The organism is Streptomyces sp. NBC_01142, assembly GCF_026341125.1.
Taxonomy (GTDB): domain Bacteria; phylum Actinomycetota; class Actinomycetes; order Streptomycetales; family Streptomycetaceae; genus Streptomyces.
Genome location: NZ_JAPEOR010000001.1, coordinates 1847171 through 1860354, shown reverse-complemented (window position 1 = coordinate 1860354; position 13184 = coordinate 1847171). Strand labels below are relative to the sequence as shown.

The window sequence follows — 13184 nt, the reverse complement described above, 5'->3', positions numbered from 1 at the left end:
TCCTTGAGGATCGAGTCGTGATCTCATCCTGGCGTAAAGATCGTGCTGGGTATACAGGAATCATCGCGTCCTCTCGAAGATCTCCGTTCTGCTGACCCGAGTGACCTGCCTGCTTGCGTTGAACGTGACTCCGCGCCCAAGTACGGCGGTTGGGCTTCACCGGGACGCTTCTGAGGCTCATCGGCGTCCTTCGAGACGGTTGTCGGCGAGGGACTGCGGCCGGTGGCGAGCTGGTCGGGGTCGGCGAGTTCGGTGAGTGCGTGGACGGACGGCGGCGTCCGTGCGGTCGGGGTTGTCCATGCCGGTGACCCAGGTGGCCATCCGTTCTTCGAGTTGGCGGAACTGTCAAACGCCGCCCCCAAGGCGTGGGCTATTGCAGTACTGGTGGTCCTGGCTGCGGGGCCTGCCGCCACAAGGCAACCTGGGACAGCAGTCGCCCTCAACCGTCTGGCGTGCCGTGGACCATCCGTGGACGGGGAATCACTCGAAAGGCCATGGGGGACCCGTGACCTGCGGGAATGCTGAACAGTGCAGGGCCCTCCGGAGCCGTTTTCGGTCTGCCGGCGACCGCCCCTGTTCACGGAGGAGCCGGAAAGCGGTATAGACCGACCTCTGGGTCCGGCGGACCATCCATGCCTAAGGCTTGTCCCGTAAATGATCTTGGGTGGGGTGCGGGCGTGGCTGGTGGCCGGTCCGGCCGCCCGCCTATCCGGCGAGGTTGAGGTTGTGGAGGCGGGCGATTCCGAGCATGGCGTGGTGGACGCCATCGCCCTTGAGGCGGCAGTCGCGGAGGATCTTCCAGGTCTTCATGCGGGCAAAAACGTGCTCCACGCGGGCGCGAACCTGTTTGTGGGACTTGTTGTGGGCCTGCTTCCAGTCAGGCAGTTCTTCACCTTTGCGCCGACGGTGTGGCATGACGAGTCCGGTGCCCGGATAGCCGCCGTCGGCGATCGTCATGGCCTTGCCGACGGCGGCCTTCGCGCCGGACTCCTCCCACGCCCTGCAGTCGTTGCGGTTGCCGGGCAAGGGCCGGCCGACCACGACGACCAGGCGGGTATCGGCGTCGATGACGACCTGGTGGTTCGTGGAGTACCGGTAGTTCTTGGACTGCTCGGCGATGCTGTGGTCGCGGGTGGGCACCAGGGTGCCGTCCACGATGAGCACGGTGTCCTTGCGGAACCGTTTGCGGGGCTGGAGCGCCAGCGACGGGCCGAGGTGGTCGATGATGCGGTCCGCCGCGGACTTCGATACACCGAAGAGCGGAGCGAGTTGGCGCATTGTCAGGTTCGTGCGCCAGTAGGCCGCGACGAGCAGAACCCGGTCCTCCAGCGGAAGTCCCCACGGGCGGCCCTTACGGACCGGATCTGCACCTTCGCGGCGCAGTGCGGTCACCAACCTGCCGAAGGAACGCGGGCTCAGCCCGGTGAACGGGGCTATCCAGGACGGCTCCGACGCCGTGATCACACCAGACACCCGAAGATCATCTCACCCGTGACCAGCAGTTACGGGACAAGTCTTAGATCTCGACGCATGGTCTCGCGAAGGTTGGCATTCGTGCGCCAGAGCTCTGCCCTTGAACGCAGGTAGGCATCGTTCCTCACGTCAGGGATGTCGATGAGCACATCTCTCATAGTCGTGAGGGCATCGCACGTGCTCACCGCCAACTGAATGATCTCGGCTGGTGCAGTCAAGGACAGGCTCTGACGGAGTCGCCATATGCCTGAGCCATCGAGTGCCTGATGGAGCAGGCCGTAACGGACCTCAGCCGACGCCACATCACCTTGGAGTATCACGGACCTCATGTCCGAGTGACTCTGACTCAGAGACATGAGGAACTCGGAGTACACGCCTCTGCGGGTCTGCGCGGCCTCCTTCTCTCTGTCGCGACGCCAGCGGATCCGCTCGGCGATCAAGGCAGAACTCACACCGACGATGGCACCAGCCAACGTGCTCAGCGGAGATATCCAGTCCACCCCCAGAAGCTAGCCCAGGTGGTTGGCCATGCCTACGGCACCCAGAGGCGCGTCATCCCAAGACTGAGGAGTCGGCCTTCCCTGTCGAATGCGCGTCGAAGTCTGGTGGGCAGCAGGCTTGACCGTGCCGTTTTCCCATGTCAATAGCTGTCTGTAGCAGTTGAGGCCCAGCGCTTTCTAAGCGCCTGCCCACTGCACCGCGCGCGGCCAGCTCGGGCCGTCCCGGGGCCGTGGAACGTAGCGCAAGGCTGACCAAGGACGACAGTCAACGACAGCCCCGCCGCAGGTGGGAGGGGCCATCGTTGACGAAGGCAGAGCTCAGAAACCCGCGCCATCAGTTCCGCGACATCTGACGCATCCCAGATCAGGAGGGTTCTCTGCTTCCGGGGCCGTCTGTGGGCCGTCGGCCGTGTCATCGCCCTTGTGGAAGACACAGCCGATGTCACTCATGCCACTCCTGGTCGGGTCTGCGATCGAATTCGACAATCGACCTATGGCGAATCGTTACATCTCAGCACTCTCCTTTCGATTCACTCAAAATGCTGCAACTCTTTCAATATCCCAGCTTTGGGGCTGGGTTCACCTGTAGGGGCTTGCTTCCTGACGTGCCCTTACCTTCACTCCAGGGGGAGCAGTGAGTGGTGGCTCGCGATTGGCCGGGGTGGTTGTGACCCTTGCGCTCACAGGGATGACGTTGGGATCTGCGGGATCTGCTTCGGCACATCCGGCCGAACCGCACTCGAAAGCCGCAGGCAGGCAGGCGGTGCCTCTTGCATCCGCAAGCATCACGGGAACCCTCCAGGCGGGTAAGTGGAAGAAGGTGCTGTGGGGCTGGGGATGGTACGACGTTGCCTATGCGGCAAGCACCAGCGCGCCCGGGGGGAAGGCTGACTGCTACTCAGCACCGAACCCTTGGCCCAAGTCCTACAGGCTGCCGGCGACCATGTGGCACTCGGTGACCGGGTATGGCGACTGCTGGCTTTACTCGCCGGTCAACGCGACGTACACATTGAAGCCAGTGACCTACTGAGTCGACTGCGCCTGTGTTCACGAGTCGCCGTAACGTCAGTGAAGTACACAAACCGCGCTTGTCTGCGCCGCCGCGGGATCCGCTGCACCATCCCGGACAAGATTGACCAGGCGCGCAACCGCAGAAAGCTCGGCTCCCGCGGCGGCCGGCCACCGCGCTTCGACCCGGCCGACCACCGCGAGCGCCATGCGGTCGAGTGCGGGATCAACCGCCTCAAGAGGCCCCGCGCCGTCCCCAAGCGCTACGTCAAGCTCGCAGTCCGCTACGAGGCGACCGTCCTCATCGCAGCCATCAACGAGTGGCTGTGATGAGGACGGTCGCTAAAGCTCGTAGTCCTGGGCCAGCTTCTCCCAGTGAATGCTGCGAAGCGCAAGATCAGCATCCTCGCCTGACGGGACATCCGGTACGGGCTGGAACCAGGCCACAGTGAGGGCGGAACGGTGCAGTACCGGGTCGAGCTCGGGAGCGACCGCTGTCGAGCGGAAGACGCCGATGCAAGCCACGGAAGGCAGCACCTCAACAGGGCCGAAGGCGCCACCGGTCTGGTCCGGGTACTCACGGAAGGGCGGAACGAGATGGACCGGCGCGGAGGTAAACGCGCGTTCGGCCTGCTGCTGGAGGCGGCTGACCTTCATGTCGTTGATGCGCTTGCACGGGTAGCCCTCCAACATCCCCCCGTAGGTCGAAGACATCCGCAGCTCGGTGAGCTCGATCGAACGACCGGACGAGAGGGCTATGCAACTCAGCGACATGCCGACACCCTATGCGCACGATTCACTTGCGATACACGTCCTGAGCGACCATCCTGCCGGCGGTTCGCATCGAGACGATCGGTCGTGCCACAAGCACGCCAGAAAGAGCAGCGCTTGGCATGACCCCAGCGTGCACCGCAATCTCCTCTGGACGCTCGCTGATGGCGACGCTACGTCGGCCCGTCGTGGGCCGTGCAAGGTCACGCAAGGCCGGCCAAGGACGACGACACCCGTTTTCCGTCCTAGGACTTCGGCCGGGACGCCTGGACCGGCAGGTTGAACACGTGCTCGGGGGTCACGATGCGGGTGATCGCCTGGCCGAAGAGTGTGCTGGGCTCCGCCTGGTCGTGCAGGATGTCCGTGTTGAGGAGCACGACCAACGTCGCCTGCGCTTCGGGGAGATAGATGGTCAGCGACTCGTAGCCGGGCAGTGAGCCGTTGTGGCCGATCCAGCCCTGGACGTTGAAGATGCCCAGACCGTAGTGGGCACCCGGAATGGTTGTCGGTTCGGTCTTGAGGCGCTGGGCCTGTGTCTCGGGGGTCAGCAGGGTACCGGTGGCGAGAGTACGGGCCCAGCTGCGCAGGTCCTGCAGGTCGGAGATCATCGCCCCGGCTGCCCAGCCCCAGGAGGGGTTCCAGTCCGTGGAGTCCTCGACCTTGCCCGAGGCGGTCTGGTTGGTGTAGCCGTGGGCGTGCGGGCTGGGGAACTCGGCGCCCGTCGGGAAGAGGGTGTGGCGCAGCCCGGCCGGCTTCACGACGTTCTGCTCAATGAAATCGTGCAGCGGCATACCGCCGGCCTTCTCCACGACCAGCCCCAGCAGGATCAGGTTGGTGTTGCAGTAGTCGAACTTCTCACCGGGCTGGAACTGCACCGGGTGCTTGAAGGAGAAGTCCAGCAACTCCTGCGGCGTGAAGGGGCGTCGTGGGTCGGAGGTCAGCGCCTTGAAGAAGCCCTCGTCCATGGTGTAGTTGAACAGCCCGCTGCGCATCTCCGCCAGGTCGCGCAGGGTGATCCGGTCTCCGTTGGGGACTCCGTCGATGTACTTCGCGATCGGATCGTCCAGACCCACCTTGCCCTCGTCGACCAGTTCGAGCAGGGCGGTCACGGTGAAGGTCTTGGTCTCGCTGCCGATCCGCATGTTCAGATCCGGCTCCATGGGCGCGCCGGTAGCCTTGTCGGCGACGCCGAAGGTCCGGATGTAACTGCCCTTGCCGGGAGCCGACAGCGCGACGATCACACCGGGCACCTTGGCCTCGCGCATGACCTGCCGGATCGCCTTGTCCAGACGCGCGGCGACTGCCGGGCTGAGCTCGGGGAACTCGGTATCGGTGGAGGACGACGCGGAGAGGGACGGTGCCAGGGTGGCTCCGCCGTACGCGCTCCCCGCGGACGCCGGGAGGACCAGCATCGCGGCCGCCGCCAGACCCACACACGCCTTGCGCCAACGCATCTGCGAGTACCCCATGGCAGGCCTCCTGCCAGACGAGGACAACACTCCACCACCACGCTAAGCCCGCGTGGGCGCCCTCGCACGGCGGCGCCCCTCGCACCCGCCGCCTCACACCCGCCGCCTCGCCGCCGTCGGTCGCGGCGATGTCGTGCCGGCCGACGGCAGTCGCAGCGGCGGCCTCGCCGAAAGCGCTGCGCGCCCGGATACGGGGCGGCCCTCACTCGCCGAAGTTCAGTCGTGTGGTTCTGTACACGAGAACGGGTTCTGGCTCAACTTCTGTGGAGCGGTAACGCTGAGTGCTGTCTCTTGACCCTGCTACAGAAGTCGGACGAGTTCTTGCGGCATGCGAGGTTCGGCCGTGATTCGGGCGGAGTCGTCGGCGCAGGGCTCCCATTCGGCTGCGGATGGCTCGCGCGTTTTGCCGGACCGCGGTGTTGTTGACACAGATGCGTGCCGACGTCCGGCGCACGGGCGCGTCGCGCGCAGTCGTGGAAGGACAAGACATGCACATATCTGCACCGATAGCAGGCCGTCGGAGTTGCGCCGCGGTCGTTGCCGCGGTGGTGGCCTGCTCGACGGTGTTCATCGGGCCGAACCCCGCCGTCGCCGGCGGTACTCCGACACCTTCGGTGCCCGCCCCGAAGCTGGACTGGAGACCCTGCCTTCAGGGCAGCCCGTTCGACTGCGCGACCGCGAAGGTGCCGCTGGACTACCGCACCCCCCGCGGCCGCACCATCGAACTGGCAGTCGTCAAACGGAAGGCAACCGGCCCCGGACGGCGCATTGGCACCCTGTTCTTCAACCCCGGCGGCCCCGGCGGGCCCGGAACAGTGCAGATGCCGCAGAACTACGAGTCTTTCCCGCGGGAGGTGCGGGAGCGGTTCGACATCGTCAGCTGGGACCCCCGCGGGATCGGCAACAGCACCGCGGTGAACTGCTTCGCGAGTCCCGAGGAAGCCGCCGCCTGGAATGCGAGCAAACCGGCAGGCTTCCCGGTGGGCGAACAGGAGCGGAAGACCTACATCGCTGCGTACAAGGATCTGGGCCGGCGCTGTCAGCAGCGTGACCCCGAGCTCCTGCGCCATGTGTCGACCGCCGACACCGCTCGCGACCTCGACCAGCTCCGGCAGGCAGTGGGTGACCCACAGCTCACCTACTACGGGATCTCCTACGGCACCTTCCTGGGCGCTACCTACGCCAACCTCTTCCCCGGCAACGTCCGCGCCATGGTCCTCGACAGCGACTGGGATCCGCAGGCCTGGACGAACCATGGGTCCAACGAGGCCCCCCGGTCCACGGCAATGCTGCGCCTGGGTTCGGACCGCGCCGCGGCAGAAACCCTGGACCAGTTCCTCACCCTGTGCGGGTCCACTACCACCGCCCGCTGCGCCTTCTCCGCCGGCAGCCCGAAAGCGACCCGGGACAAGTACCACCAGCTGATGAAGCGCCTCCGGGAGCATCCCGTGGGCGAGTGGACCTATGCCCGTACGGTCAGTGACATGGTGAGCGGCTTCTACGTCGTCCACCCCCGATGGACGGACGTCGCCGGCGGACTGCAGAGCCTGTGGCAGGGCCGCGCCCCGGAGCCGTCCCCGCTCCCACCCGCCCCAGCGGTCCCGGATCCGAGTCCGTACCTGGGCGAAGAACAGGCCGGTGCGGTGTTCTGCGGCGACAGCCCCAACCCGCGTGACCCCGCTGCCTACCACGTCCTGGAGGAGGCCAGCGCCGCCCGTGCGGGCGACACCGGACGCCACTGGGCCTGGGCTGCCGTGGTGTGTGCCGACTGGCCGGGAGTCGCCGCCAACCCCTATCGCGGACCGTGGAACAAGCCGACAGCGCATCCCATCCTGGTGGTCGGCACCATCTACGACCCCTCCACTCCCTACTCGGGCACGAAGGCCATGACCCGAGAACTGGCCGACGCCCGCCTGCTCACCAACAGCGGGCACGGGCACACGGCACTGCTCAACCCCAGCAGCTGCATCCAGGCCCACGAGAGCCGCTACCTCATCGACGGCACCCTCCCGCCGGCCGGAACGACGTGCCGACAGGACATGCCGCCCTTCCCCGCACCCAAGCCGCGCGGCGGCGTCACCACAGGCGGGGGCGGGATGGCCGACATCATCCAGGGCCGCCGACAACTCGCAGCCTTGGGCACGCGCTGGCTCGACACGAGCTTCGTCGCTGATCATTTTCAGGCAACTTCCCGAGACCGTTGCGGGCGTGAGCCGTCACTCAACGTGTCAGTTTCACGGAAGTAGAGCCAGAACCCGAGAACGGACAGCGGATGTTCACCACTTCGGGAGCCGCCGCCAATGGTGCGTGTTCGATGTTCACGAGAACGGACAGCACTCGATCGCAGACAGACCCCGCAACGGCCAACAGGCGGGAGGGACCCGGAGATCAGAGTGTCAGCCGCTTCTGCGAGCATCCTGCCGTGACGACCACACCTGATCAGCCCCCGGACGAGGCCACGCTCGACTTCTTGGGCGCTGCGTTCGCGCCGGAGTGGCGCGAACCTGCTCTCGGGCATGAAGCCGTTGCAGCCTGGGAGTCCGAGAACAAGACGACCCTTCCGGAGCCGTACCGGACCTTTGTTGCCGAGATCAGCAACGGGTGCAGCTTCGGCCCAGCAGAAGACGGCGGCCTCCAGCCGCTCGGCTGGCTGCCCGCCGGCTGGCCCGACCTCGGCCCGCGGCATCCCGGGGAACCGTTCCCCCTGGAGGCAGCCTGGCCGTGGGAGGACGACGAGAACGTCGATCCCGAGGAGGATCCGCGCATCGATGCCGTGTACACCCAGGGGTCGATCGTGCTCGGATCGGAGGACGGGCAGTCATTTTGGGTGCTGGTGACCACGGGGCCTCGCCGGGGCGAGGTCTGGATGGTGTCCGACGTAGGCGCCGGCCCGGTGCCCGGGGACGACGCCTGGGGCTTCGAGCAGTGGGTGCAGCGCTGGCATTCCGGCGACGGCTGGTGGGACTGAGCGCCGCGCCCGAGACTCGGAGCGATGATGGCCCCGCTTCACCGGCGCTGTCGAAACTCGTGAACTGTTCGATTCAGGTTGGGCCCCCAAGTGCCTCCCGTAGCGCTGCACGACTGCTGTCCGTTCTCGTGTACAGAGCCAGTCGTGTCCACCGGCCGGACGGTGATCCCGGCGGAAGCGCCGCACCCTGCGCGGAAGCTGCAACAGCCCGTGCCGTCAGTTCCACGGCATCCGACGGAAGAAGGGACCGCACACCCGGCGGCGTGCGCCGGGTGTGCGGTCCCTCGATGGTTGCCGTGCGGCTACTTGTCCGCCGTACGAGAGCCGGATCCTCCGGGCTTGGCCGGCGCCCAGGTGGGCTTGGCCGTCGCCTCGGCGGGATCGGTCTCGGCGAGTGTGAGGCCCCAGGCGTCGTCCTCGCCGATGCGCGCCTCGATCTCCTTGATCTGGCCGCTCTTGGCGAAGTACAGGACCACGACCTGCCGTACGGAGCCCTCGTCGTAGAAGTCCGCCGTCACCTCGCCCTTGGCCGCGGCGCCGAAGGCCTTGACCCAGTTGCGCGCCGTGGCGTCGGCGGAGGCGTCGTCCACGGCGAGGGCTGCCAGCGCCTCGGCGTCACCGTCGGCGAGCCGCCAGACGGCCTGCTGCACCATGTCGAGGCTCCCCGTGGAGGGATAGCCGACGACATGCAGCGGCTCGTGATTGCTGTAGTCGCTCTGGTAGTTCAGAGACTCGTCCGGCGAACAGCCCGTCAGGAGTACACCCAGCACTCCGGCGGCCGCGGCGAAGCCGGGCAGCCTCGTCCTCAGCGGCATGATCAGTTCCTTGACCTCGGGCGGAGGATGATGACCCGCTCGATGTAGTTCGGCTTGTTGCGGTATCGGAGGATGGCGGCGGCGAGGCTGGTCCTGTTCTTGTTGCCGTGCTGGAGCAGCTGGAGCCCGTGCCTGTTGCGCTCCACGATGGCCACGTGGTTGTACCCGCGCTCCTTCTTCCACTTGAAGAGCACGATGTCCCCGGGCTTCGCGTACACGCTTTTGACGTACGTGGCGCCGCGGTAGTTGATCATGTGCCGGCGGAAGTTCTCGGCGCCGGCCCAGGTGTAACTCTTGTTCTTGACCGTGCCGAACAAGAAGTACTGCTGCCACCAGGCGCGGTCGTGCTTGCGCCCGCCGGAACGAGTCTTCATCCCACCACCGTAGTAGAGGGCCTTCGACACGAAGTTGGTGCAGTCCTGGCCGTACTCCCACTTGGTGTTGGCGTTGCGCGATGCCCACTTGACCGTTCCGGAACCGGAGACCGCGGCACGCTTGACGCGCGTGGCGGCCACGGGGGCCGCCTCCTCGACCGGGAAGCCGTCCGCGTCGAGTTCGATCGGCTCTTCGGGCACTTCGCTGATCGGGCCCTCGGCGTCGTCGGTCACGTCCAGCCCGTTCTCCGCCGACGCTGACGCCGAGGCCGACAGGACGGTCTCCGCCGCGGGAGCGTCGGCCTCCAGGTGGAGGATCGGCGCGCCGCTGTTGGTGCTGAAGGTGAACCGCTGCTCCCGTCGTCCCTCCTCGGGCTCGCCGGTGGAGTCCTTGGCCGTCAGTACAGCCGTCTCGTCGAGGGCCGCGCGCAGGAACACCGTGCCGCTCTCGTCGACGCCCACCAGGACGTCGGACAGCTTGGTGGCCATGTCCGTGTAGCGCTGCCCGTGCCGGGACAGCGCCTCCCGGGATCCGATGAGGTCCGCGGCCTGGGCACCCAGCAGATCCTGGAACGAGGCCCCGCGGGAGCTCGCCGCCACGGCGGCGGCAGCCGTCGGGTGCGTGTTGCTGAGGAGGGCGCCGCGCGCATCGACGTACTGCTGCACGATTTCCCGGTACACGGCCGCGCCGGCGGGTACCGCCGCGGTGGTCTTCGGTTCCGAGGTGATGACCGGGCTCGTACCGTGCGGCGTACGCGCCGACACGGCCACCCGGTAGGCGGTGGCGTTCTGCAGTCCGCTCACCACGAGGTGGGGGTCGCGGGTGGTGGCCTTCGCGGCCTCGCTCCCGTCCTCCTTCTTGACGACCACCGTGTACTCGGCGCCGTCGGTCGCCGAACCCAGGTCCAGCGGCGCGTTCCACGTCGCCAGCAGCCCGCCGTCACCGGCGGTCGTCCGCAGGTCCTGCGGCGCGCCCGGCGCGGCCGGCGCCATGTAGTCGATCACCAGCTGCGGTCGCTTCGCGGCGTCCGGAGTGCGGCTGGAGTGGTAGGAGACGGTGGAGTCGCGGTCCGCGGACGGGAGCCGCAGGGCCAGGCCCTCGCCCGCCCCGGCTTCCAGCCAGGACTGTACGACCGGAGCGAGGTCCTGACCGTCCGGGAGCGCCGCGTCGGTGAACGGGGCGTCGTCCAGCACGCTCAGCAGGCCGGTGCCGTTCTGCGGGGCGGCCCAGGGCTCGTGCAACTGGTACATCTCGACCGGCCGCTGCGCGCAGGTTCCCGTGCCGCACTCGGCGGGGGTGAGGACAAGACGGGCTCGGGTGACCCGGGCCCCCGCGGGCACCTTGCTGAGATCCGGCTTGAGCCAGGCGGTCCGCTCGGCACCGGAGCCGCCGCCGAGCGGCAGCCGGGTGTCCCTCGCGGCCGGGCAGCCGCCGGACGTGCACGCCTGCTCGCCGACGGCCACGGTGGCATCGTCGAGGGAGGCGCCGGTGAGGGTGACGGAGGTGGTCTCGGGCGCCTTCGGCCCCGGTCCGGCAGTGGCGGTGAACTCCTGCTCGTACGACCAGGCCGAGCAGCCCAGGCCGGTGCAGGCGCGCATCGCCCAGAGGTAGGTGGTTCCGTCGCGCAGAGCACCCTCGGGTATCCGGGCCGCCGCACGGTGGCCGCTGTCCACCCACGCCTCGGGGACCGTCACACCCGGCAGCGGCTTGCCGTCGGCGTCACGGAGTACGAACTCGGCCCGCACACGCCCCTGTTCGGGGCTGGAGACCAGACCGGAGAGCAGGGGGGTGAGCGTCCGCGTCGCACCCGACTCCAGGGCCTGCGGCATGTCCGGCAGACCGCCGGGCCTGCGGCCCGTGCTGACCGTGAAGGTGGCCCAGTCCGACCAGGCGTTGTTGAAGTGGGTGCCGTCGTACGGGCTGGTGCGGAAGCGGTACGTCGTACCGTCCTTCAGCAGACCGTCGGGCAGGGTCACGGCCGCGGCCCGCCCGGACTCCACGTAGGGCGAGACGAGATAGTCGCCCACACGCTTGCCTGTTGCTGCCTCGACGACCTCGAACGTGCCGTTGATACGGTCGCCGTCCTTGTCGGAGAAGGTGTCCCGCAGCGTCGGCGTGGTGGTGTTGACCTGCCAGGTGCCCGAGGCGTCCTTGACGAACGGAGGACCGGCCTGCCGGTTGTTGCCGGAACGGGGACGGAAGTTGTACGTGACCGTCAGCTTGGGCGGGTTGCTGGTGGCGTTGGCCGAGTTGACCCGCTTCCACTGCGCCACCGCCGACTCGTCGGCGGCGCTCAGGCCCATACCCGACTGCGGTGCCTTCGCCGATGCCCAGGACTGTACGAGCGAGGTCACGTCGGCGGTGATCCAGCCGTCGGTGCCGCAGCCAGGACTGCCCTTGGTCTCGGAGGACGTCGCGTACTTCGTGTGCATCTTGGGCCGGCTGGTCCAACGGCTGCCGATCGTGGCCTTGTCGGCCGACCAGACCTCCCACGGCTGCGCCTTGCAGTCGGTGTTGGCCGCGTGGAAGTTCCACAGGCTCAGCTTGGCGCTGGTCACCAGGGCGTCCGCGATCGGTGCCGTACCCCAGGTGATGTACGACTGCGCGGTGCGCGGCGTGCCGTTCGCGTTCTTGGTGCCCGGGTTGCCGAAGTCCAGTTCGGTGTCGGTGGACCAGTCGCGGGTCTCGCCCTGCTGGACGTAGGTGTCGAAGACGTTGCCGAGCGCCGACGTCGACGGGTCGACGGTGACCGGGTACCGCGTCCTGGGATCGGCCAGGAACGCGGCGTCCGGGGTCACCACCAGGTCGACCGAGGAGCCCTTCTGCTCGACCTTCATGGCCACCGGCACACGGCGTGTGTGCTCGCCGGACCTCTCGTCGACTGTCGCGTCCCACATGACCGGAGCCGGCATCACGGCCCGCTCCTGGCCGGTCCTGCGGTCCGTGAACAGCACACTGCCGTCCGCCTGTTGCGTGGCGCGCAGCCCCTTGGCCCTCAGCGGCAAGGTGTAGCTGTAGTCGTTCGCGGTCGGGTGCTGCTTTATCTCGACGTACTGCTCGAAGCCGGTCCGGGTCGCCTCCACGATCACGTCGGCGCCGGGGACGGCATCGGCATACGTGGCGCGGTTGCCGTCCAGTGTGGGCCGGGGCAGACCGCCCTTCCACTGGAGGGTGACCTGCTGCTCGCCCTCGCCCAGCGTGACAAGGTCACGGGCCCCGGCCTTCCGGCTCGCGCTCAGGGACTTGGCCGGACTGCCGCCCTTGCCCGCGAGGGTGAGCGCGGCGGGGTGGGCCTTGGCCGCAACCGTGCCGTCGCTGCGCTCGGCGAGATCGGTGTCCACGGTGACCCAGGTGCCGTCACGGTCGAAGCGGATGGGCCCGGCGGTGAGTTCGGTCGTCAGCGAGCCGTCCTGATTGGCCCAGGTCGTGGAGGTCTCGGTGCGCTCGGAGAGCGCCTCCACCCGGTCGCCGGAGCGTTTGGCCGCGGCAATGGCTGATGGTACGTCAGGAGCGTTCTGTACGGCAGAGGTTGCCCCACCGGCCGACTGTGCGACGGACGGCAGGGGCGAAGCGTAGGCGGAGCCCCCCAGCAGGGCCACCGAAAGGGCCAGAGCTGCCGTGGTACGCGGGAGTCGCCTTGCGACCCATATCGATTGCCGCTCCTCGGGAGCAGGCAGAGATCTATGCATGTGCTGTGCGCGACCTTTGGTCAAGAGATCGGTAAATGAGATGTAAAGCTAATGGGTGGATCATGTGCCCATGTTGACGAGAAGGGCGATTGGCCCGTTTTTCGGCTTTGACGGTC

8 protein-coding genes and 1 pseudogene are annotated in these 13184 nt (G+C 67.6%); 3 read left to right on the top strand and 6 right to left on the bottom strand.

The window, feature by feature from the left end:
- Positions 1-705: 705 nt before the first annotated feature.
- Complete coding sequence (locus tag OG883_RS08570) at positions 706-1473, bottom strand: transposase (RefSeq protein ID WP_266534967.1); 768 nt, start codon at positions 1471-1473, stop codon at positions 706-708.
- Positions 1474-3041: 1568 nt separating this feature from the next.
- On the opposite strand from OG883_RS08570, the gene OG883_RS08565 reads away from it, so the two are divergent.
- Positions 3042-3311 carry a transposase gene (locus OG883_RS08565; RefSeq protein WP_266537186.1) on the top strand — a complete coding sequence of 90 codons (270 nt, stop codon included), beginning with the start codon at positions 3042-3044 and terminating at the stop codon, positions 3309-3311.
- Between the two features lie 12 nt (positions 3312-3323).
- Here the strand turns inward: OG883_RS08565 and OG883_RS08560 are convergent, their stop codons facing one another.
- Entirely contained in the window at positions 3324-3755 is a 432-nt protein-coding gene (locus tag OG883_RS08560) for a hypothetical protein (RefSeq protein WP_266537180.1), read from the bottom strand.
- 242 nt (positions 3756-3997) lie between these two features.
- Positions 3998-5221, bottom strand: coding sequence for a serine hydrolase (locus tag OG883_RS08555; protein WP_266537177.1), 1224 nt, complete (start codon positions 5219-5221; stop codon positions 3998-4000).
- Positions 5222-5709: 488 nt separating this feature from the next.
- Between OG883_RS08555 and OG883_RS08550 the strand changes: the two genes are divergently transcribed.
- Complete coding sequence (locus OG883_RS08550) at positions 5710-7467, top strand: alpha/beta hydrolase (protein ID WP_266537175.1); 1758 nt, start codon at positions 5710-5712, stop codon at positions 7465-7467.
- Between the two features lie 176 nt (positions 7468-7643).
- Positions 7644-8189, top strand: coding sequence for an SMI1/KNR4 family protein (locus tag OG883_RS08545; RefSeq protein ID WP_266537173.1), 546 nt, complete (start codon positions 7644-7646; stop codon positions 8187-8189).
- A gap of 302 nt (positions 8190-8491) precedes the next feature.
- Here the strand turns inward: OG883_RS08545 and OG883_RS08540 are convergent, their stop codons facing one another.
- From OG883_RS08540 to OG883_RS08530, 3 genes and pseudogenes are all read right to left on the bottom strand, one after another.
- Positions 8492-9004 carry a hypothetical protein gene (locus OG883_RS08540; RefSeq protein WP_266537170.1) on the bottom strand — a complete coding sequence of 171 codons (513 nt, stop codon included), beginning with the start codon at positions 9002-9004 and terminating at the stop codon, positions 8492-8494.
- Between the two features lie 2 nt (positions 9005-9006).
- Entirely contained in the window at positions 9007-10977 is a 1971-nt protein-coding gene (locus tag OG883_RS08535) for an amidase domain-containing protein (protein WP_266541356.1), read from the bottom strand.
- 258 nt (positions 10978-11235) lie between these two features.
- A pseudogene (locus tag OG883_RS08530) lies at positions 11236-12942 on the bottom strand (DNRLRE domain-containing protein); the annotation flags it as partial.
- Positions 12943-13184 lie beyond the last annotated feature (242 nt).

Coding starts and splice junctions, on each gene's coding strand:
- OG883_RS08540 (WP_266537170.1), bottom strand. CDS start 9,004: ATGCCGCTGAGGACGAGGCTGCCCGGCTTCGCCGCGGCCGCCGGAGTG.
- OG883_RS08555 (WP_266537177.1), bottom strand. CDS start 5,221: ATGGGGTACTCGCAGATGCGTTGGCGCAAGGCGTGTGTGGGTCTGGCG.
- OG883_RS08560 (WP_266537180.1), bottom strand. CDS start 3,755: ATGTCGCTGAGTTGCATAGCCCTCTCGTCCGGTCGTTCGATCGAGCTC.
- OG883_RS08550 (WP_266537175.1), top strand. CDS start 5,710: ATGCACATATCTGCACCGATAGCAGGCCGTCGGAGTTGCGCCGCGGTC.
- OG883_RS08535 (WP_266541356.1), bottom strand. CDS start 10,977: ATGCGCGCCTGCACCGGCCTGGGCTGCTCGGCCTGGTCGTACGAGCAG.